Annotated in this window: 23 protein-coding genes; 15 read left to right on the forward strand and 8 right to left on the reverse strand. The window is 39.8% G+C overall.

Translation table 11 applies throughout. The annotated features are described in order from the left end of the window. The first annotated feature begins 58 nt into the window (after positions 1 to 58). The 3 genes from BLQ87_RS23880 (at position 59) to BLQ87_RS23890 (ending at position 3,533) form a co-directional block, all read left to right on the forward strand. The gene (locus BLQ87_RS23880; protein ID WP_074611441.1) at positions 59 to 1,156 is read left to right on the forward strand and encodes a Nif3-like dinuclear metal center hexameric protein; all 1,098 of its coding nucleotides are present in this window, start codon (positions 59 to 61) and stop codon (positions 1,154 to 1,156) included. Continuing rightward, complete coding sequence (locus tag BLQ87_RS23885) at positions 1,156 to 1,899, forward strand: zinc ribbon domain-containing protein (RefSeq protein WP_074611442.1); 744 nt, start codon at positions 1,156 to 1,158, stop codon at positions 1,897 to 1,899. The genes BLQ87_RS23880 and BLQ87_RS23885 overlap by 1 nt, the downstream gene beginning before the upstream one ends. Before the next feature lie 137 nt (positions 1,900 to 2,036). Beyond that, the gene (locus BLQ87_RS23890) at positions 2,037 to 3,533 is read left to right on the forward strand and encodes a tetratricopeptide repeat protein (protein ID WP_074611443.1); all 1,497 of its coding nucleotides are present in this window, start codon (positions 2,037 to 2,039) and stop codon (positions 3,531 to 3,533) included. On the opposite strand, the gene BLQ87_RS23895 is transcribed toward BLQ87_RS23890, so the two are convergent. From BLQ87_RS23895 to rsfS, 5 genes are all read right to left on the reverse strand, one after another. Then, positions 3,534 to 4,373 (reverse strand): hypothetical protein, encoded by an 840-nt coding sequence (locus BLQ87_RS23895; protein ID WP_074611444.1) that lies wholly within the window; start codon positions 4,371 to 4,373, stop codon positions 3,534 to 3,536. Positions 4,374 to 4,456: 83 nt separating this feature from the next. Beyond that, the gene (locus tag BLQ87_RS23900; RefSeq protein WP_074611445.1) at positions 4,457 to 5,539 is read right to left on the reverse strand and encodes a 3-oxoacyl-ACP synthase III family protein; all 1,083 of its coding nucleotides are present in this window, start codon (positions 5,537 to 5,539) and stop codon (positions 4,457 to 4,459) included. Positions 5,540 to 5,605: 66 nt separating this feature from the next. Further along, positions 5,606 to 6,250, reverse strand: a complete 645-nt coding sequence (locus tag BLQ87_RS23905; RefSeq protein ID WP_074611446.1) for a LutC/YkgG family protein — start codon at positions 6,248 to 6,250, stop codon at positions 5,606 to 5,608. A gap of 58 nt (positions 6,251 to 6,308) precedes the next feature. Continuing rightward, positions 6,309 to 8,399 (reverse strand): ATP-dependent zinc metalloprotease FtsH, encoded by a 2,091-nt coding sequence (gene ftsH / locus BLQ87_RS23910; RefSeq protein WP_073237314.1) that lies wholly within the window; start codon positions 8,397 to 8,399, stop codon positions 6,309 to 6,311. A gap of 29 nt (positions 8,400 to 8,428) precedes the next feature. Beyond that, positions 8,429 to 8,803: a ribosome silencing factor gene (rsfS, locus tag BLQ87_RS23915; RefSeq protein WP_074611447.1), complete on the reverse strand. Its 375-nt coding sequence runs from the start codon at positions 8,801 to 8,803 to the stop codon at positions 8,429 to 8,431. Between the two features lie 41 nt (positions 8,804 to 8,844). Between rsfS and BLQ87_RS23920 the strand changes: the two genes are divergently transcribed. From BLQ87_RS23920 to pfkA, 4 genes are all read left to right on the forward strand, one after another. Continuing rightward, complete coding sequence (locus BLQ87_RS23920; protein WP_074611448.1) at positions 8,845 to 9,624, forward strand: biotin--[acetyl-CoA-carboxylase] ligase; 780 nt, start codon at positions 8,845 to 8,847, stop codon at positions 9,622 to 9,624. Beyond that, positions 9,621 to 10,070, forward strand: a complete 450-nt coding sequence (locus BLQ87_RS23925; protein WP_074611449.1) for a protein-disulfide reductase DsbD N-terminal domain-containing protein — start codon at positions 9,621 to 9,623, stop codon at positions 10,068 to 10,070. Before BLQ87_RS23920 ends, BLQ87_RS23925 begins: the two co-directional genes overlap by 4 nt. A 251-nt stretch (positions 10,071 to 10,321) precedes the next feature. Next, entirely contained in the window at positions 10,322 to 12,031 is a 1,710-nt protein-coding gene (locus BLQ87_RS23930; RefSeq protein WP_074611542.1) for a protein-disulfide reductase DsbD family protein, read from the forward strand. Beyond that, positions 12,024 to 13,007 carry a 6-phosphofructokinase gene (gene pfkA, locus BLQ87_RS23935; protein ID WP_074611541.1) on the forward strand — a complete coding sequence of 328 codons (984 nt, stop codon included), beginning with the start codon at positions 12,024 to 12,026 and terminating at the stop codon, positions 13,005 to 13,007. The genes BLQ87_RS23930 and pfkA overlap by 8 nt, the downstream gene beginning before the upstream one ends. A gap of 43 nt (positions 13,008 to 13,050) precedes the next feature. Here the strand turns inward: pfkA and BLQ87_RS23940 are convergent, their stop codons facing one another. After that, positions 13,051 to 13,371, reverse strand: a complete 321-nt coding sequence (locus BLQ87_RS23940; protein ID WP_069378284.1) for a YbjQ family protein — start codon at positions 13,369 to 13,371, stop codon at positions 13,051 to 13,053. Between the two features lie 42 nt (positions 13,372 to 13,413). Next, entirely contained in the window at positions 13,414 to 13,944 is a 531-nt protein-coding gene (locus tag BLQ87_RS23945; protein ID WP_074611450.1) for a 5' nucleotidase, NT5C type, read from the reverse strand. A gap of 163 nt (positions 13,945 to 14,107) precedes the next feature. Here BLQ87_RS23945 and BLQ87_RS23950 point away from each other — a divergent pair, with 163 nt between their 5' ends. The 3 genes from BLQ87_RS23950 to trmD all read left to right on the forward strand — a co-directional run bounded on the left by BLQ87_RS23950 (position 14,108) and on the right by trmD (position 16,027). Further along, complete coding sequence (locus BLQ87_RS23950; protein WP_074611451.1) at positions 14,108 to 14,695, forward strand: 30S ribosomal protein S16; 588 nt, start codon at positions 14,108 to 14,110, stop codon at positions 14,693 to 14,695. A 112-nt stretch (positions 14,696 to 14,807) separates the two neighbouring features. Continuing rightward, entirely contained in the window at positions 14,808 to 15,335 is a 528-nt protein-coding gene (gene rimM, locus BLQ87_RS23955; protein WP_074611452.1) for a ribosome maturation factor RimM, read from the forward strand. A gap of 14 nt (positions 15,336 to 15,349) precedes the next feature. Further along, positions 15,350 to 16,027 carry a tRNA (guanosine(37)-N1)-methyltransferase TrmD gene (gene trmD, locus BLQ87_RS23960; protein ID WP_074611453.1) on the forward strand — a complete coding sequence of 226 codons (678 nt, stop codon included), beginning with the start codon at positions 15,350 to 15,352 and terminating at the stop codon, positions 16,025 to 16,027. Here the strand turns inward: trmD and BLQ87_RS23965 are convergent. Then, the gene (locus BLQ87_RS23965; RefSeq protein WP_074611454.1) at positions 16,024 to 16,383 is read right to left on the reverse strand and encodes a hypothetical protein; all 360 of its coding nucleotides are present in this window, start codon (positions 16,381 to 16,383) and stop codon (positions 16,024 to 16,026) included. The two genes, trmD and BLQ87_RS23965, sit on opposite strands and share 4 nt — an antisense overlap. 123 nt (positions 16,384 to 16,506) lie before the next feature. Here BLQ87_RS23965 and BLQ87_RS23970 point away from each other — a divergent pair, with 123 nt between their 5' ends. The 5 genes from BLQ87_RS23970 to BLQ87_RS23990 all read left to right on the forward strand — a co-directional run bounded on the left by BLQ87_RS23970 (position 16,507) and on the right by BLQ87_RS23990 (position 20,382). Next, the gene (locus BLQ87_RS23970) at positions 16,507 to 16,815 is read left to right on the forward strand and encodes a hypothetical protein (protein ID WP_074611455.1); all 309 of its coding nucleotides are present in this window, start codon (positions 16,507 to 16,509) and stop codon (positions 16,813 to 16,815) included. Positions 16,816 to 16,998: 183 nt separating this feature from the next. Next, positions 16,999 to 17,295, forward strand: coding sequence for a hypothetical protein (locus BLQ87_RS23975; RefSeq protein WP_083362032.1), 297 nt, complete (start codon positions 16,999 to 17,001; stop codon positions 17,293 to 17,295). A 192-nt stretch (positions 17,296 to 17,487) separates the two neighbouring features. Then, positions 17,488 to 17,835, forward strand: a complete 348-nt coding sequence (gene rplS, locus BLQ87_RS23980; protein WP_008241658.1) for a 50S ribosomal protein L19 — start codon at positions 17,488 to 17,490, stop codon at positions 17,833 to 17,835. Between the two features lie 167 nt (positions 17,836 to 18,002). Beyond that, positions 18,003 to 19,229: a Glu/Leu/Phe/Val dehydrogenase dimerization domain-containing protein gene (locus BLQ87_RS23985; RefSeq protein WP_074611457.1), complete on the forward strand. Its 1,227-nt coding sequence runs from the start codon at positions 18,003 to 18,005 to the stop codon at positions 19,227 to 19,229. Position 19,230: 1 nt separating this feature from the next. Further along, on the forward strand, positions 19,231 to 20,382 hold the full coding sequence (locus tag BLQ87_RS23990) for a mechanosensitive ion channel family protein (RefSeq protein ID WP_074611458.1): 1,152 nt from the start codon (positions 19,231 to 19,233) through the stop codon (positions 20,380 to 20,382). Positions 20,383 to 20,626 lie beyond the last annotated feature (244 nt).

The raw sequence follows: 20,626 nt of genomic DNA on the forward strand, positions 1-20,626 counted from the left end.
TCAGGTCAGATTTATTATAATTTTAATTTCTGTCGTCCAAATCGTAAATTTACAACTTATGAGGTTATCCGTTTTAATAAAACATCTGGAAGCGTTCGCTCCGCTGAACTATCAGGAAGATTATGATAATTCAGGTTTGCTGATCGGCGAGCCGGAAATGGAGGTTCATGCTGCGCTGGTTGCATTGGATTGCACAGAGGCGATTGTAGATGAGGCCATCGAACAGAATTGCAATTTGATCATCACACATCACCCGATCGTCTTTAAAGGACTGAAGAAGATTACCGGAAAGACCTATGTAGAACGGGTCGTGCTTAAAGCCATAAAAAATAACATCGCGTTGTATGCGATTCATACCAATCTGGATCATGTACAGCATGGAGTTAATGGGGTAATTGCAAAAAGATTGGGCCTTAAAAATGCAAAAATACTTAGCCCAAAGCGCGCTTTACTAAAGAAGCTGGTTACTTTTTGTCCTGTTGCCCAGGCGGAGGAGCTTAGAAATGCGTTGTTTGCTGCGGGAGCCGGTAGTATTGGAAATTATAGTGAGTGCAGTTTTAACGCAAACGGAACGGGTACTTTTAATGGAAATGAAGATACTGATCCTTATGTAGGAGAACGAGGATTGCGGCATCATGAGCAGGAAATCAGGATAGAAACCATATTTACAGTTCAGGATGAAAGAAAAATTTTGCTGGCCTTACTGGAAAACCATCCTTATGAAGAGGTGGCTTACGACATTTATCCCCTGGAAAATAAACTGGACACTGTGGGTGCAGGAATGATTGGCTGGCTGGAAGAAGGAATAGAAGGGCGTGCATTTCTTAACCTGTTGAAAGACAGAATGGATGCGGTGGTGATCAGACATACCAGGTTGCTGCCAAAAAAAATCCGGAAGGTTGCTGTTTGTGGAGGATCTGGAAGCTTTTTACTCAAAGAAGCAATTGCTGCGGGAGCCGATGCCTTTGTTACGGCAGATTTTAAATACCATGAGTTTTTTGATGCAGATGAAAAATTAGTCATTGCAGATATCGGACACTTTGAAAGTGAACAATTTACATCTGATTTGTTGATAGATATTATTCAAGAAAAATTTCCTAACTTTGCAATCCGTTTAACGGAGCATAACACAAACCCCATAAATTATTTCATTTAATGGAACAAACTGTAGAGCAAAAGCTAAAAGCTTTATACGAATTACAAACCCTGCATACTAAGATCGATAAAATACGTCAAATCCGTGGTGAATTACCAATGGAAGTAGCCGATTTAGAGGACGAAGTTGCTGGCCTGGAAACACGTATACAAAAATTCAAAGGCGAATTGGATGATACTGAAGATGCCATTGTAACACGTAAAAATATGATCAAAGAAGCTCAGAACTTGATCAAAAAATATGAGACCCAGTTAAAAGATGTTAAAAACAACCGTGAGTACGATGCCTTAACTAAAGAGGTGGAGATACAAACGCTTGAAATCCAGGTTTGCGAGAAGAAAATCAGAGAGTTTGGTTTTGATATTGTGACTAAAAATGAGGTTTATGAAAAAGCACTTGCCGATTTAGAATCAAGAAGAAAAGATCTTGATATCAAAAGAGGAGAGTTGCAAACCATTACTTCTGAAACGGAAAAAGAAGAGCAGGCATTGGCTAAAAAATCTGAAAAAGCAGAAACATTAATCGAAGAAAGGCTTTTAACGGCTTACAATAGATTAAGAGGAAATGCAAATAACGGATTGGCAGTTGTAACGATTGATCGTGATTCATGTTCTGGATGTTTCAACCAGATCCCACCTCAACGTCAGCTTGACATTCGTCAACGTAAAAAAATCATTGTTTGCGAGCACTGTGGAAGAATCCTTGTGGATGAGGCCCTTACACTGGAAGTTGTTCCTGCATAACAAAATGAGCTTATATAGAAAGAGGCCGGGATTTTTATCCGGCCTTTTTTTATGCCTGTTTTTTTCATTCTTTAAAACATACTTAGGTAACTTGCGTTATGTTTTTTTAATCATTGATCAGACCGATTGGATACCCTATGCCTAAAAGAAATTTTTCTTATACCAAATATGTTTTTCTCGCGCTCTTTTTGACCTGCCCCTTTTCACTTTTTGCCAATTTTGACTTCAATGCGAATTGCCTGAGGGCTTATCAGAATATTTTCGAGTTAAAGTTGACTACAGCAAAGGCGCTGATCGCAAATGAAAAGAAAGTAAACCCTGATAATTCGATTATTCCATTGCTGGAAAATTACATCGATTATTTTCATCTGCTGACTACAGAAAGTAAGACTGACTTTGATAAATTAAAGGAAAATAAGTCAAAACGCCTGGATCAGGTTGAAGGAGATGATAAAAGCTCTCCGTATTATTTGTATGCACAGGCTGAAATCAATTTGCAATGGGCCTTGATCAGGGGACGTTACGGAGAGTATTTTACGGCCGCAAGAGAGATAAAAAAAGCAAACGGCCTGTTGCAGGACAACGTAAAGAAATTCCCGGGGTTCCATCTAAATTCTAAAGGACTGGGTGTGATTAATGCTTTCCTGGGAAATTTGCCAGATGGAATGCTTAAAAGTACATTGGCTACATTTGGAATTAAGGGCAATCTGCAAACCGGGATGAATATGCTGGATAATCTGGCAGAAAACCTTCCTAAGTCGACCTACGAGCCTTTTTATGAAGAGGTGATCTTTTATTATGTGTTTGTTTTGAATGACATTGCCCATAGTCCCAGTGCTTACCAGAAAACGATGAAATATACCGGGAGAATTGCAGATAGCAGTTTGCTAAAAGCATATCTGCAAGCCTCCGTTTGTACAAAAACCGGACATAACGCAGAAGCGATCCAGATTTTATTAAACAGACCTTCCGGAAGTTATTATGAGTCCTTCCCCTATCTGGACCTTTTACTGGGGAAAGCAATGCTTAATAAATTGGATTACTCGGCAACTACTTATTTTAACCGGTTTTTACAGCATAATAAGGGCGTAAATTACATTAAAGATGCGAACCTGTACTTGTCGTGGTCTTCCTTGTTAAAAGGCGATACAGGGGCTTATTCTGCGTTCGTAGCCAAAGTGAAAACTACGGGCTATACCTATCAGGAAAAAGACAAGCAGGCTTTGAACGAGGCCAATTCTCCTGTGCCGGATGTGTCGCTGTTAAAGGCGCGTCTTTTATTCGATGGAGGCTATTACAGTAAAGGGCTGGAAGTCTTGTCAGACAAGAAGGAATCCGATTATACAGCAGGACGGAACAAGGCGGAGTATTACTATCGTTTGGGCAGGATAAATGATGAATTAGGAAAAGATGAGCATGCGTTATCCAACTATCAGCTTGCCATAAATGCGGGCAAAACGTTGAAATATTATTTTGCAGCAAACTCCGCTTTACACATGGGAAAGATTTATGAGCGGCAGAAAAACTATTCCAAAGCTAAAGCGAGTTTCAATACAGCCATCCAAATGAAAAATCATGAGTATGAAAGCAGTATTGAGACTCAGGCTAAAGCAGGATTGAATCGTATAAAATAGTTAGTTCCCTTTTTTTTCATTTTTATTCAGGCTCAGATCTGCGGCTGCAGCGCCTGCAGCAAGAGCGCCGATTCCTACGCCGTTCATTGCTTTGCCATATCCGGTTGTTTCCGAATAATAGAAGATATTGCCAGGCTTACGCTCCATAACTGTCATTACTTTTGGATTTGCACCTGTTTTGACTAAATTGGAAATATAAAAATCCTGACGTAAAGAGAAGTTCTGTTGTTTATTTTCCTTTTGCGTATACAGGGTTAAATAGCTTTTGAAATTCAGAGGGCTGTTTTGTGAATTAAAGCTCGCTTCTTTGCCCCATACACCTGGCTGACCAGCAAGAGGAATGTAAGACCGTTGATATAAGGTGTCGGAAATGGCTTTATAGTCTATCTGAGCTAATTTTAACGGGATCTTTGTAATGCGGGATCTTGGAGGAATGAAACTGATTTCTTCCGGTAAAGTTGCAGCACCCGAAATTTTTGCGTCATAATCAGTCGTCTCCAGGCCATTGATCAACTCAAAACCTCCAAGGGAGCTTCCAGACAGTTCAGCGTTAAACGTAATTTGTTTTCCTGAATAACTGGTTGCCCTGTCTCCCTTTATCAATGCTGACTTTTGCCAGTTCACATATAGGGGTTCATTCAGTTTGTTGTAAAGTTCAATGCTGATTGGGGCATTCACGCCATGAAAATTGTAGGTAATGGCAAGTGTATCGTTCTCAAACTTGAACTCTCCTGTAGCCTCATTTTTGATGGTGTTTGAACTTTCTAAGGTGCTTACATAGTATCTGGAGCAGGAACTGAACGATACTATTGCAGTTAAAAACAGAAATAATTTTCTCATAGCGTTATTGATTTGATTTGTGTGCTAATCAAATTTAACGAAAAACAAACGCGTTTCTATCTTTTTACTGAAAATAATTTAAGTTAAAAGCGGTAAACAAAAGCATTGATGTGCATTCCCGCCCCCACTGATGCAAATACAGCATAATCTCCTTTATTAATCTGATACCCGTTTACATTTCCTTTCCAAACCAGGTCAAGTAAGGTTGGTACGGTTGCAACAGAGCTGTTTCCGAGCCAGCAAATAGACATCGGCACCAGGTTATCAGGAACAGCGTCTATATCGTATAGTTTGAAAAGACGCTTCATGATGGCATGGTCCATTTTTCCATTTGCCTGGTGAATGAAGACGATTTTGATGTCTTTTATATCTATTTCTGCTTTATCAATCGCTTTTTTAACCACCTGAGGGACATTTGTAACCGCAAATTCATAGAGCTTACGTCCATTCATTTTCAGATACATATTGCCATTGGTTTCCGCAGGGTTATTGCTCTTCCCCATCGTCAGCAATGATCCAAAATTAATTGCATAAGTTTGCGTTTTGTGGGCAATGATTCCTAAGTCCTTTTCTGAGGTCTGAGCTTCAAAAATTACTGCAGCAGCACCATCTGAAAAGATCATCGTGTCCCTGTCGTGAGGGTCTGTGATTCTTGAAAGGGTTTCTGCTCCAATGACCATGACCCTTGATGCATCCCCACTTTGAATCAGATAATTGGCCTGAATAGCGCCTTGTACCCAGCCCGGGCATCCAAATATAAGATCGTACGCAACGCAGTCCGGATTCTGAATCTGAAGCATTTGTTTTACTTTGGCCGCGAGAGAAGGCAGGATATCCATCCTATTGCTACCGAGTTTGACATCCCCAAAATTGTGGCAGAATATGATGTGATCAAGGCTTTCTTTGTCTATTCCTGCATGATCAACCGCGCGTTGTGCTGCAATAACTGCCATGTCGCTGCTGGTTGAGTGATCATCAATATACCGTCTTTCTTTGATCTCTGTGATCTCTGAAAATTTATTGATAATTTCATGAATGTCCTTGTCAAGGACTACTCCATTGTCGTAAAATGTTGAGTTTAAAAAGGCGTCACCTGAGATGATATTTTCTGGAATATAACTGCCAGTACCTATAATAACTGAATGTATGTTTCTTTTTTCGCCCATTTTGAACCGTATACTGATTTGGTGTACAGTATAAAATTAGGATTAATTAATTGAAAAATAAAACGATTAAGAGAAATCGTCGATTAAAAATACAAATAATTCTTTAGGTCCGTGTGCTCCGAGTACCAGTGTTTTTTCAATATCAGCTGTTCTGCTGGGTCCTGTGATCGTGCTGATCATGGAAGGGAGTTGATCTCCGTATTTGTTTTTGATGAGTTTAAAAGCATCCTTTAGATCGAGGACGAGTTGTCCTGTTCTTGCAATTACAATGTGATGGTGTGGGAAGATACTGAGTCTTCTTCCGGCTGCATTTTCGTTAGAAACCATTATGGAGCCATTCCGGGCAATCAATGCTTCACAAAGCGTGATTCCTACTTCTGCAAGTTCAAAGTCTTTGTCCGTCTGATAAAAAGGGAATTCGTATTCAGATAAGAGTCGTTGTAATTCTGGCTCCCAGCAATAGATTTTTCTCCAGTTGAATTTTTCTGCCAGTTGTAATATGTTTTCAATGAATTCCATTCCATTTTCGCAATAAATGAAATTACCGGAAACGGCAGTAAGCTCTTCTGCGAACATAATTTCTGGCATTTCATCGCTTTTTGGATATAGCGGGGTATCTTCCAGATTTGGATAGGGATTGTCGCGCTTTTCTAAAAGGGCTTTCCTTATCTTTTTTAGCATTAATTCTTTAGAAGATCTGTTTTCTTGCATAAAAAAAAAGGATGAGCAGTCCACCTACGAATAAGTGGACTGCTCATCAAAAATGAGTTTAAGATTCTGTTTGAGCAGGGCTGGTCGGGGCAGCAATATCAGTTGCTTCACCAATACCATTGTGTAATAACCCTTCGGCAGCAGGTTTTTGATCACCTGTTCCATTTACAAATTCGTCGTAAGTGGTGCGGTTATCAAAAGGGCGTTTGCCTAAAATCTCTTCCAGATCGGCCTGGAATAAGATCTCTTTTTCCAATAGTTTCTGAGCTAATTTTTCTAAACCATCTCTTTTATCGGTTAAGAGTTGTTTCGTCCTGATGTAAACTTCTTCTACCAGTTTACGCACCTCTATATCGATCAGTTCTGATGTTTTTTCAGAATAAGGCTTATTGAAATTGTATTCATTCTGAGGATCATGGAAAGATACATTACCGATGGTACTGTTCATTCCATAAATCGTTACCATTGCATAAGAAAGCTTGGTAATGCGCTCTAAATCATTCTGAGCACCAGTTGAGATTTTACCAAAAACGATGTCTTCAGCAACTCTTCCACCCATAGTCATACACATCCCGTCTGTTAACTGCTCTGTAGTGTATAAGAATTGTTCTTTAGGAAGGTACTGAGCGTATCCTAATGCAGCAACGCCACGAGGAACAATGGATACTTTTACCAAAGGATCTGCATGTTCAAGGAACCAGCCTGCGATGGCATGACCCGCTTCATGGTAAGCAACTATTCTTTTCTCTTCCGGAGAGATGATTTTATTTTTCTTTTCTAATCCACCGATCACGCGGTCAATTGCATCCTGAAAATCCTGCATATCTACAGATTCCTTATTGCGTCTTGCTGCAATTAAAGCGGCTTCGTTACAAACGTTGGCGATTTCGGCACCAGCAAAACCAGGAGTTTGTGCAGACAGCTTTTTAGCGTCTACTACTTCATCCGTTTTGATTGGTTTCAAATGGACTTTGAAGATCTGTTCACGACCCACCAAATCCGGCTTGTCAATAGAGATCTGTCTGTCAAAACGACCAGGTCTAAGCAATGCAGAGTCCAATACGTCAGGACGGTTTGTTGCGGCAAGAATGATGATTCCTGAATCTGTACCAAATCCATCCATCTCCACCAATAGCTGATTCAGCGTGTTTTCGCGCTCATCATTTCCACCCATCATGCTATTTTTTCCTCTGGCACGGCCAATCGCATCTACCTCATCGATAAAGATGATACATGGTGCTTTATCTTTGGCTTGCTTAAACAAATCACGTACACGTGATGCACCTACTCCAACAAACATCTCCACGAAGTCTGAACCGGATAAGGAGAAGAAAGGAACCTGAGCTTCACCGGCAACCGCTTTTGCCAATAAGGTTTTTCCGGTACCTGGTGAACCAACTAATAGCGCTCCTTTAGGGATTTTACCTCCCAGATTGGTGTATTTTTTTGGGTTTTTAAGGAAATCGACGATTTCCATTACTTCCTGTTTAGCTTCTTCCAGTCCTGCGACATCATTAAAGGTCACGTTTACCTGACTCTCTTTATCAAAAAGGGTTGCTTTAGATTTTCCAATATTGAAGATCTGACCACCACCACCACCGGCGCCACCGCCCATGCGGCGCATGATGAAGATCCAGAATCCGATAAATAACAATACCGGGATAATTACGGTAAAGAACCAGGAGTTGAATGTACTTTGTCTGGTTTCTTTTTCTGCAAGAATCTGCTGATCCGGAGGCAGGTTTTTCTGAGACTCCCTCAATTGAGTATCTAAGGCATCCATGGAACCTGAGGTGAAATATACAGCTGGCCCGTTAGCAGTACCAAAGTTATTCTTGCTGATGTATTTTTTATACTTCTCCGTGTTGAGTCTGTCCTTTTTAATATAGACCTCTACCTTTACCAGATCTTCATGCTTATAGGCGACCAGTTTTTCAACATCACCAGGTAAAAGCATTTGAGTTTCGAAAGTACGGTAAGTAACGTCTTTAGTTGTATCAGCGCTAAATAAGAATTGCAATAAAATCAAACCTAAAATAATAGCCGCATAAACCCAAAAGATATTGAATTTAGACCCTTTTTGAGGTTTCTTTGGGATATTCGGGATTCTCTTAATTAATTTAGGTTTTGTATTTGGGTTCTCTTTCATCTTGAGTCAAAAATGTTTTGTGTAAATGATTAGGCGCTTTTATAGCTTGTCGACTGGGCATCCCCCCATAGGTCTTCAATTCCGTAAAAGTCTCGCTTTTCAGTTTTAAATATGTGAACTACAATATCGAAATAATCCAGGATGATCCACTCTGCGCTTTCGAGCCCTTCTTTTCTCCATGGATTGGTTTGGGTGCTTTTATAGATTTCATCTTCTACACTATCGGCAATAGCCTTTACCTGTGTGGTCGAATCTGCGTTGCAGATGATAAAGAAATCAGAAACAGAACTGTTAAGTTCCCTTAGGTCTAAACGCACAATATCATTCCCTTTTTTTTCCTGTATGCCATGAACGGCTATCTCTGAGAGGTATGTAGAAAGGTTTACAATTTTCTTTTTTACCATTAAAATGTTTTAGTTTTGATAAACAAATATACAATCAACACTTGCAAAATAACACTTTTTCAACATTATTTGTTGGTCAAAATCTTATCAAATTATTAGAGGTTGATTCTACCAATAACTTTTTAAAAGTGTTGGTGTCAAATTCCGAGCCATTAACCGAAGGAACTGTTATTATGGCAGATAAACAATTCGCAGGGAGAGGGCAGCAGAACAATGTATGGCATGCTGAGCCGGGATTGAACCTGACTTTTAGCATTTATCTGAAGCCATCTTTCCTTCCGGTGTCGAGACAATTCCTTCTTAATATGGCTGTGAGCATTGGTATTCGAAATGCGCTGGGACTTTTTGTAAAGGATGGGGCCAGGATTAAATGGCCAAATGATATTTATTATGGGGATCAAAAGATGGGAGGAGTATTGATTGAAAATATCCTGTCGGGAGCGACCTATAAGGCAAGTATCATCGGTATTGGTATCAATGTTAATCAGGTTCATTTTGACCCGAAACAGCTAAAAAAGGCCACTTCTCTGAGAGAAATTTTACAACAGGATGTTAATTTAATTGAGCTATTAGCAGAAATTTGCAGTCATATTGAAAAGCAATACCTTCAGTTGAAGTCTGGGAACTATAGTCAATTGATGGAAGACTATGTCAATGGACTGTATAAATTTAACGAACCTGCAGCATACCGCCAAAATGGCGAGGTTATTGAAGGAAGGATCATTGAAGTTACACAATCCGGTTTATTGGGTGTCCTGACAAACGGAACGTTGAAGCATTATAATTTTAAAGAAATAGAGTTTTTAAACCATACACCATGAAAAAAATCAGTCTGATACTGGCATTTGTATTATTTGCGGTAATCGGGGCTTCTGCCCAGATCGAAAAACCCGTAACCTGGTCTTATCTTGCCAAAAAAATAAGTAAAACAGAAGCGATAATTTACCTGAAAGCGAATATGGAAGAGGGATGGCACATCTATTCTCAGAATTTGAAGCCCGGGGGACCAAATAAAACGGTTTTTTCTTTTGCTTCATCAAAAGACTATAGCCCTGTAGGAAAAACGACGGAGCCAAAAGCGACAACTTATTTTGATGAGAACTTTAAAATGAACGTAAGTTATTTCGGGGATAAGGTGATCTTTCAACAAAAAGTGAAGCTGAATAAAGCTACAGCGACGGTGAAAGGAACGGTTGAGTTTATGGTATGTAATGATAAACAGTGTTTACCTCCTGATGAGGTCAGCTTTAGCATTCCTGTAAAGTAGAAACCAGGCATTTAGCCGGTAAAAGAGCGACAGGAAATCCCTGTCGCTCTTTTTTTATAGGTAATCAATCAAAGAGTTATCGGGTTAGCGTAAAAATATCCTGCCGGGGCCTGTATTCAAGGACTTAAATAAAAAATAATAACTAATTTCACGCCCTTATCACAAAGGCGATTGATTCGCTGCAGCGGCATTCGATTGAAAATATTAGGAAGCACTGCGGTATGATCACCTTTAAAACACAATACACACAGATGAAAAAAGGACTTTTAATGTTGGGATTTTTGTTGTTGTTTACAACAGCTTTTTTCTCGCATAGCTTTGCGTCAGTGCAAAAGCCGGATTCGGCCGCAACTGAAGAAGAACTGGTTTTTACAGAAGTCGGTTCTGCTCAGGATAGTGCCGCGAACAATATTGTAAAGGATACCGTAAAAAAAGCAACTACAGTCGATAAAACGGTAGAAAAGCAGCAGCCTCTGGCGGCTTCCGGAACGTCAGAAAAAGATAAAACGCTTTGGGAAACATTTATTGCCGGTCTTTTAGGAGGCTTTATTGCTTTTCTGATGCCATGTATCTTTCCAATGGTGCCGTTAACGGTCAGTTATTTTACCAAGAGAGCAGGTAGCCGACAGAAAGGAATCGGGCAGGCCTTCATTTATGGTGTTTCTATCATTGTGATCTACGTGGCTTTCGGCCTTTTAATAACCGCTATTTTTGGCTCTGCCAAATTAAATGAACTCAGTGCCAGTGGTTGGTTTAATTTCTTCTTTTTTCTGTTACTGGTCATTTTTGCGATTTCCTTTTTCGGAGCTTTTGAAATCACGTTGCCGAGTTCCTTTGTAAATAAGATCGATCAAAAGGCCGACGACAGCAAGGGACTTGGGGGCATCTTTTTCATGGCGGCTTCTTTGGCCCTGGTTTCTTTTTCCTGTACAGGCCCCATCATTGGGACTTTATTAGTTCAGGCGAGCTCTAAGGGGGAATATCTTGCTCCGGCAATCGGGATGTTTGGCTTTGCTTTGGCCCTGGCGCTTCCTTTTACCTTATCAGCGATATTTCCCGGCTTTTTAAGTGCAATGCCTAAATCGGGCGGATGGTTAAATAGCGTAAAGGTTTGTTTGGGCTTCCTTGAGCTTGCATTGGCTTTAAAGTTCCTTTCAGCTGCCGATCTGGTTTGGCATTGGGAGTGGTTCGACAGGGAGATTTTTCTGGCATTATGGATCATTATTTTCATCCTGATGGGGGTTTATATTCTTGGGAAGATTAAATTTTCCCACGATAGTGACGTTCCTTATGTCTCTGTTCCAAGATTGTTTTTTGCGATCCTCTCTCTGTCTTTCGCTGTTTATCTTGTTCCGGGATTATGGGGTGCTCCGGTAAATATTCTTAGTGGAATTGCACCACCCATGAATACTCAGGATTTTATTTTAAACGGTAACGGGGCTTCAGTTTCGGGCAGCCCTTCGGGATTTCCTGCAACGGTAAAGTATAGTGAAACATTAAAACCACCTGTTGGATTCCATTCGTTCTTTGATCTGGATGAGGGCCTTGCTTATGCTAAGCAGGTAAACAAACCGGTGCTGATTGATTTTACAGGGCATGCCTGTGTAAATTGTCGTAAGATGGAAGATAAGGTCTGGATTGATAAAGAGGTGGGCAGATTGATTAAAGAAGAATATGTGTTGATTCAGCTTTATGTGGATGAACGTAATATAAAAATGCCTAAAGAGAAAGTTCATTATTCAGAAGTACTAAGGACAACTACAGATGACCTGGGAAGATGGAATGGTGATTTTCAAGCAACAAAATATGTGTCAAATTCTCAACCTTTTTATGTATTGGCAGGGCACGACCTGAATCCGCTTGTGAAACCACAAGGGGCAATTTTTGATGCAAAGGAATATGCTGCATATTTACAAAGTGGTTTAGATAAATTTAAAAATGCTGGAAAACCAAATGAATAAGATTAAAAATATAGGAGTACTAACTTCCGGAGGTGACGCTCCGGGAATGAATGCTGCCATTAGGGCAGTGGTTAGAGCGGGAATCTATTATGATTTGAAAGTTACAGGTATACTGAGAGGATACGAAGGCTTGATTCATGGCGATTTCATTGAAATGGACCGAAAATCTGTCGCAAATATTATTCAGCGAGGTGGTACCATCTTAAAAACTGCCAGAAGTGATGCTTTCCGTACAAAGGAGGGCAGGGCAGAAGCACATCGTCAGTTGGTAAATCAGGGTATAGATGCGCTGATTGTGATTGGTGGAGATGGAACTTTTACCGGAGCTCATTTGCTGACTACAGAATTTGATTACCCCGTAGTTGGATTGCCTGGAACAATTGACAATGACCTTGAAGGAACCGATTTTACCATAGGTTATGATACGGCCATTAATACCGTAATTAATGCTGTAGATAAGATCCGGGATACGGCGGAGTCGCATGACCGCTTATTTATTGTAGAGGTGATGGGGCGTGACTCCGGACTGATTGCTTTGAGAAGCGGAATTGGTGTTGGAGCAGAAGCGATCATGATCCCTGAAGCAAATATGGGAGTAGATGGACTGGTGACAAGGCTAGAGTCAGGACGTAAGGATAAATCATCAAAGATTATCATCGTAGCAGAGGGAGATGAAGTTGGGGGTGCATTTAATGTAGGAGAAGTTCTGAAAGAGAAATTCCCTCATTATGACATCCGGGTATCTGTATTAGGACATATCCAACGTGGAGGAAAACCAAGTTGTATGGACCGGGTATTGGCTAGCCGCCTTGGTGTTACTGCGGTGGAGGGCCTGATCGCGGGTCAGTCGGGCGTAATGGTTGGACAAAAAAACCGTGAAATTCTTTTTACTCCTTTTGATCATGCAATTAAACATATTGACGCGAAAGAAATCACACCAGCCTGGTTGAAGCTGGTAGAAATACTTTCCTTATAAAGGTAAAAGAGAAAGGCCCTGAAATTTCAGGGCCTTTCTCTTTTTATTCAATGATTACTGCTGTTCCTGTTGCTGCAACCATGAGCATGCTGCCACCACTTCCTACGGTTTCATAGTCTAAGTCTACTCCAATGATCGCATTCGCGCCCATTGCAGCCGCATATTGCTGCATTTCATTTATTGCTGTATTTTTTCCTTCTCTTAAGACTTGTTCGTAAGAACCAGACCTCCCGCCAACGATATCTCTGATACCGGCGAAAAGATCTTTAAAAATATTGGCGCCAATTATGGTTTCGCCGCTTACAAGGCCAATGTATTTGACTACTTTTTTGCCTTCTATAGAATTTGTTGTTGTAATTAGCATATCGTTTTATTTTTGTTATTTGATGCCCGTTACGTGTAAATGTTACAATTCCGGACCTACTAATTTGTCCAAAACCTGCTGCCAGTTGTCTACGCGTTCGTAATCCGTCAGCAAAAGATTATGAGGGGAGCTGAACAACAGTTTCCTGCCTTTAAAGCCGATAAAGTTTTTTGCCCTGTCATCTATCATTACGTCAACATCTACGATCTTATCCCCGCAAAACATGATGTTCTGCCAGGTGATGAAAGGGAAGTGGTCGGCAAGCCAATCCATTTTGTCTTCGAGTGAATTTCTAAACTCTGTTGCCGCAGAGACGATGTAAACGTCGTGGTGTTGTTGTAATTTACGGACAGCTTCGACACTTCCTTCGATAAGGGGGAGGTCCCGGAAAAAGCCTTTTTCATTGATATAGTCGAACCATTTATGGTTGGCATGTTCAGGGACATGATGATAAATTTCGTTTCCTGGCTCAGGGATAAGGTCCAAGGGAACGCCGTAATCCCGGTGGTATAATTTGATAAATTTGCTTAGGGGATCGGCCAGGACTTCGTCCATATCTATTGCTATTCTCATAATGGTATCGGTTTTGGTCAAATATCTCCAATTGGCCTAAGACTTATGTTAACTGAATTTAAAATTATTGCATCTTGCTAATCATTAGTATTTTACTTACTTTTGCAACCCCGCAAGCATAAAGCTCCGGGAACTATGTTGAATACATAAACTATAAAAAGAAATGGCAACTAAAATCAGATTGCAAAGATTCGGTAAAAAAGGAAAACCTTTTTTCCACGTAGTGGTAGCGGATTCCCGTTCACCAAGAGATGGTAAATTCATTGAGCGTTTAGGTTCTTATAACCCAAACACCAATCCTGCAACCATCGAAATCAATTTCGAAAAAACATTAGACTGGGTTAACAAAGGTGCTGAGCCTACGGATACTTGTCGTGCTATCCTTTCTTACAAAGGTGTTTTATACAAAAAACACTTAGAAGGTGGTGTTAAAAAAGGTGCTTTAACAGCAGAACAGGCAGATGCTAAATTTGCAGAGTGGTTAGGTGCTAAAGACGGTCAGATCGAAGGTAAAAAAGATGGCTTAACTAAGTCTAAAGACGAAGTTAGAAAAGCGGCATTAGCTGCTGAAGCTAAGAAAAATGCAGATCGTGCAGCTGCTTTAGCAATCAAAAATGCTCCTGTAGCAGAAGAGGTTGTTGAAGAAGAAGTAGTAGCGGAAGAAGCAACTGAGGAAACTCCGGTAGCTGAGGAAACTGCTGCAACTGAAGAAGCTCCTGCAGCTGAAGAGAACAAAGAAGAACAAGCATAATATTTTTGTTATTCTGAAGAATAGCGAAGAATCTTCCCTGGGAATGTATTCTTCGCTATTTTCGTTTAACACGAATTGGTTTTGAAGGATTGAGATATTAAGGAATACGATTATGAAGATTGAAGAAGCATTTTATATTGGTTACATCACCAAGACTAAGGGATTAAAAGGAGAGGTTCAGCTATTTTTTGAATATGATGAGCCTGAGCTATTGGAACTGGACGTTGTTTTTGCTGATTTTAATGGAAAAATGGTGCCTTACTTTGTCTCGACTTATAAGCTACATACCAACAATACCGGCAATTTTTATTTTGATGACGTAGACCATATCGATAAAGCACAGCCTTTATTAAGAAAAAAGATCTATTTGCCGCTCACAAAAATGCCAGACCGCTCCAATGATGAATTTCACTATGAGGACCTGAAAGGCTATCTGGTTTCGGATGAAAATCACGGAGAGCTTGGCGAAATCCTGGAAGTAAATGAATATCCTCAGCAGTTCGTGGCAACGGTATCTTACCGGGATAAAGAAATCATGTTCCCCTTGAACGATGATATGATTGTGGAGATCGATGAAGAAGAAAGCATCTTAAGAGTTCATCTTCCTGATGGCCTGATCGATCTTTACCTCGAAAATTAAATTATCTTTGTCCTATGCGTTTTGACATCATATCCGTTTTACCTGATTTACTTGAAAGTCCATTTGCCCATTCTATCTTGCAGCGTGCGCAAAAAAAAGGAATTGCAGAAATTATTGTGCATAACCTGAGGGATTATTCAACAAACAAACAAAAAAGCGTTGATGATTATCCCTATGGTGGCGGGAGTGGGATGGTGATGTCTATTCCTCCTTTTGCCCGTTGTATTGAGCAGTTGAAAACTGAGCGGGAATATGATGAAGTGATTTTTATGAGTCCTGATGGCGTTACCTTTAACCAGACCATTGCTAATGAATTGTCAGGAAAGGGAAATGTGATCATTCTATGTGGCCATTACAAGGGCATAGACCAGCGTATAAGGGACTTGTTTGTGACTAGAGAGATTTCTATTGGGGATTATGTTTTATCCGGAGGAGAGCTTCCTGCAGCCGTTCTCGTTGACGCTATTGTGCGGTTGATTCCCGGAGTCCTGAATGATGAAACTTCGGCTTTATCAGATAGTTTTCAGGGGGAGTTGCTGGATGCGCCTGTATACACCCGTCCGGCCGATTGGAATGGACATAAAGTCCCCGATGTGCTGTTAAGTGGCCATGAGTTGAAAATCAATGAATGGCGCCATGAGCAGGCTTTATTGAGAACGCAACAACGGAGGCCTGACTTGTTGGAAGATTAGCTCTTGCCGCTGAGTAAGCCAATAATTCTATCCTTATCTTTTATTTGTTCCTTTAGTGCTGCAGACATTTCTTTGCAGTTTTTGAGGTTATTCTTTAAATCACTGTATTCATTCCTGGATTCTGCGGTAAGGCTGGTGCCTGTTTCTGTTTTATAGGACCTTGCTTCCGTCTCAAAGAATGTGGAAGGCGGTACTTCTAAAATTTTAGCCATCAGCTTAATGTCCCGATATTTAATGGATTCATTAATCAGACTAAGCTTCAGTCCATCAAAAGTTTTATCCATTTGATTGACAAGCCAGGTAAAAGGTCTTTTCTTTTCAAGAAGGATTTCATCAACAACGGCTTTTATATCCATAAAAATTTAGGTGTATTTTTTATTTTCACTAAAATAATCAGTATATTAGTTCTAAAAAATTATGTACTATTTGTCATAATTTTGATAAACATACACATTTAATAATATTTTTCATAAAAGGTTATGACTGAAGACCCTAAAAAGTACAAAATCAATGATTATTTGAATCAGCTCAATGTTAAAGAGTACCGGATGGCGGTACAAATCATTCCCAAAATTTTGGGAGTTTCCCTAAATACTTTTCATAATTATCGGAATATTTTATGGAATAGCACTCAGGATATTCCCTATGAAAAAGTCGTGATGTTTGAGCAGCTTTTTGAAATGAGGTCTGGTGAGCTAATTAACAATGCGATCTCCGTAAAAAAATTAAAAGATTTATTTCAATCCGAGTCCCCGGTTCTGGGAGAGGGAAAGGAGCAGGCCTGTTAAGACGGAATTTTAATTTAATAATATTCTTAAAGTGAGTAAAAGTGTATTAATTGGAAATAAATTATGTATATATAATGCTTATGTATATAATTGTATTATGAATATTATTTTGTAAGAAATATTTTGTATTGTATGTCAACAAAAGACCATTTGTAAACGAAAATTGCAAACCCAGTTAAAATTATGGAAGAACCAAGGAAGTACAAGATTGAAGAAGAGATGAATAAATTGAACCTTAAAAACTATAAGGCAGCCAGCAGAGTGATTCCGAAACACCTAAAGATCGCTTTTAATACTTTTCACAACTATCGTAAGCTTCCTGCTGACGGAAAAGCTGATATTCCGTATGCAACAGTGAGGTTATTGGAAGGTGTATTTGGAATGAAGCCCGGTGAACTCGCAAATTATCCCATAGAATTGAAAAGTCTTGACACCTTGATTAGTGAAGAAGCTTGTCATCAGGAAGAAGATCAAAAATAAAACAGAAAAATACAGGTCCCCAATCTAAAGATAAAATAAATTTGGCTTGAAAAACGCCTTTTCCGTGGCCCTGATTGTGGAAATGTTAAAGAATGTGGAAAAAAATAAAAAACGCTTTCATTTATAAAATAATTTTCCTAATATTGCAGTCCGATTTTAAACAACAAAAAGTCGGCTTAATAGCTTAAAATCATGGATTTAGTAAAATTTGTTGAAGAGCAGGTAATCGCAAAAAATGAGTTTCCTGCATTCAAATCAGGAGATACAGTGAGTGTTCACTATAAAATTCGCGAAGGTAATAAAGAACGTATTCAAATTTACCAAGGTGTAGTATTACAACGTAATAGTGTAGGTGCTAATGAAACGTTTACTGTTCGTAAAATGTCTAATGGTGTTGGTGTGGAACGTATATTCCCTATCAATTCGCCTAATATCGCTAAAATAGAGGTTAATAGCCACGGTAAAGTTCGCAGAGCGAAACTTTTCTACCTACGTGAACTAACTGGTAAAGCAGCTCGTATCAAATCTAAAAGAGTTTAATCTCTTTAGAAAAAGCATAATGGCCTTCCCGATGATATCGGGGAGGTTTTTTTGTTGGTGTATTTTCGTAGAATTAATAGCGAAAAATTGTCCGTATGGTGGATGTTAAATGTTCTCTGGCTTGAGTACCTTTGGAGATCTGTAAGAACTAAAAAACCATATATTCAATGAAAGACCTGTTAAAAAAATTCGAAGAGAAAAGACCCGAGATTGTTTTTGAGTGGAAAGATAAAGAATCAGAAGCCGAAGGCTGGGTCGTAATCAATTCTCTCCGTGGCGGGGCAGCGGGTGGTGGGACCCGTATGCGTAAAGGGCTTGATAAAAGAGAAGTCGAATCTTTGGCAAAAACAATGGAAGTGAAATTTACAGTTTCAGGCCCCCCTATAGGAGGTGCTAAATCGGGAATTAACTTCGATCCTGCAGACCCAAGAAAAAAAGAAGTTCTGGATAGATGGTATAAAGCGGTAATGCCTTTGTTAAAAAGTTATTATGGTACCGGAGGTGATTTGAATATTGATGAAATCCATGAAGTGATACCTATCACCGAAAATTATGGACTTTGGCACCCTCAGGAGGGTGTGATCAATGGGCATTACCAGGCCAGGGAAAATGAAAGGATTCATCAGATTGGCCAGTTGCGCTATGGGGTATCTAAGGTTTTAGAGGACCTGAATTATACGCCTGATATCAAAAGAAAATATAAAGTCGCTGATATGATCACCGGATATGGTGTCGCAGAGTCTATCAGGCATTTTTATCACATCTGGGGAGGTGAGATTGCCGGAAAAAAAGCAATTATTCAAGGTTGGGGTAATGTTGCCGCAGCGGCAGGTTATTATCTCGCTCAGCATGGTGTCAAAATTGTCGGAATCATTGACCGCGTTGGTGGATTAATTAAAAAAGAAGGATTTACACTAGCCGAAATTGTTGATTTGTTTAACAAAAGAGAAGGAAATACATTGGTGTCTCCAGACCTTATCCCATTTGAACAAGCCAGCAAAGAAGTTTGGAACATCGGAGCTGAAATATTTGTGCCAGCTGCAGCTTCCCGTCTTGTTCAGCAGGCGGAAGTAGATCAGATGATCTCCGGTGGCCTGGAGGTAATTGCCTGCGGTGCAAACGTTCCCTTTGCAGATAAAGAGATCTTCTTTGGAAGTATAATGGAGCATGCGGATAGTCATGTTGCCGTAATCCCGGATTTTATTTCCAACTGTGGAATGGCGAGAGTTTTTGCCTATCTGATGCAGAGAAATGTAGAAATGAGTGATGATGCGATCTTTACAGATGCTTCCAATATCATCTACAATGCCATGGTAAATATTCATAAACAATCTGCAGCAAAGAAAGAATTGTCTAAAACTGCATTTGAAATTGCTTTAAAACAACTGATATAAGATGGATAGTCCGTTTTTTGAGCAGATATTCTGGGGAAACACGATTAAGAATTATTGTCTTTTTGCAGGAATCCTTCTATTTGGTGTATTATTCAAGAAAATCATATCACGCCTGCTAAGTCTGCTGTTATTTCGCTTGTTTAAGAAATTTGCCTCTGCAGTTAAGGATGATACTTTTGTTGGCCTGTTGCTACAACCGATTGCTTTCTTCATTAGTCTCTGTTCCTACTATTTGGCTATTAACCAGCTAAGGCAGCCCTTAGATCTGGTGTTATTCGGATATGCTAAGCAGATAGAAAAAACGAAAGAAACAGTACATGTCACCCTTGGGCAGGCGATAGATAAGGTCTTTCTCTTTCTTATTATCCTTTCCGTTTTTTGGATTATATTGAGAATTATTGATTTTATTGCCCATGTCCTGAAGTTTAAAGCCTCTCTTACGGCCGACCGTGCAGACGATCAGCTCGTTCCTTTTTTGAAGGAACTGGCAAAGACTATTATTTGTTTCTTTGGCTTTTTTGTATTGCTCGGTTATGTTTTCGAAATCAATGTCTTAACACTCATTACAGGTTTAGGGATTGGTGGTATTGCGATTGCCCTGGCTGCGAAAGAAAGTCTCGAAAATCTGATCGGCTCTTTTACTATTTTCCTTGACAAGCCTTTTACGGTAGGAGATGTGGTTAAGGTAGATGGAGTAGAAGGCACTATTGATAAGGTTGGTTTTAGAAGTACGAGGCTGATTAGTCCCGATAAAACAACCATTGTTATACCCAACAGGGCAATGATTGATGGGGTGCTGGAAAATGTAACCAGAAGAGATTTTCGCAGGGTAAATTTCTTCATTGGCATCACTTATGAAACGCCAGCTACTGCTATAAAAGAGATCGTAACCGCTATTAGTACATTATTAACGGAACATCCTGAAACAACAGATGGTTTTGCTGTTTTTGACAACTTTGGCGATTCGGCTTTAAATATCCAGGTCGTATACCTGGTGGTACAAATGCCACATAGTGAGTTTATCAGGGTCAAAGAAGAGATTAATTTTCAATTGATCAGGATTGTTCAGGAGCATGGCTCTGACTTTGCCTATCCAACACAGCGTGTCGTAGGAGAAGAGCCTCCTGCTGCAGCTGCTACAAGTGTAGGTTAAATGAAATTCTGAATTAAAAAAGACCGCAATTCTTTTCATCCCCGAATCTTTGCTGAAGGGCAAATCTTCGAATGTCTTCAAAGAACAGCGGTCTTTTTTTTAATGCTGCTCCATTCCTGTAAAGCGCCCTGTACAGCCTATAAGGATGTGACAGCCAATTGCAAAGCGTGTTATATGTCGGGCCCTAACTCCTCATTTGTTAAGTCTAAGCTACCGGAATGGTTTTGTCCGCTGGGTCATGGAA

Origin of the sequence: Pedobacter steynii, assembly GCF_900103665.1 — a bacterium.
Classification (GTDB): domain Bacteria; phylum Bacteroidota; class Bacteroidia; order Sphingobacteriales; family Sphingobacteriaceae; genus Pedobacter; species Pedobacter steynii.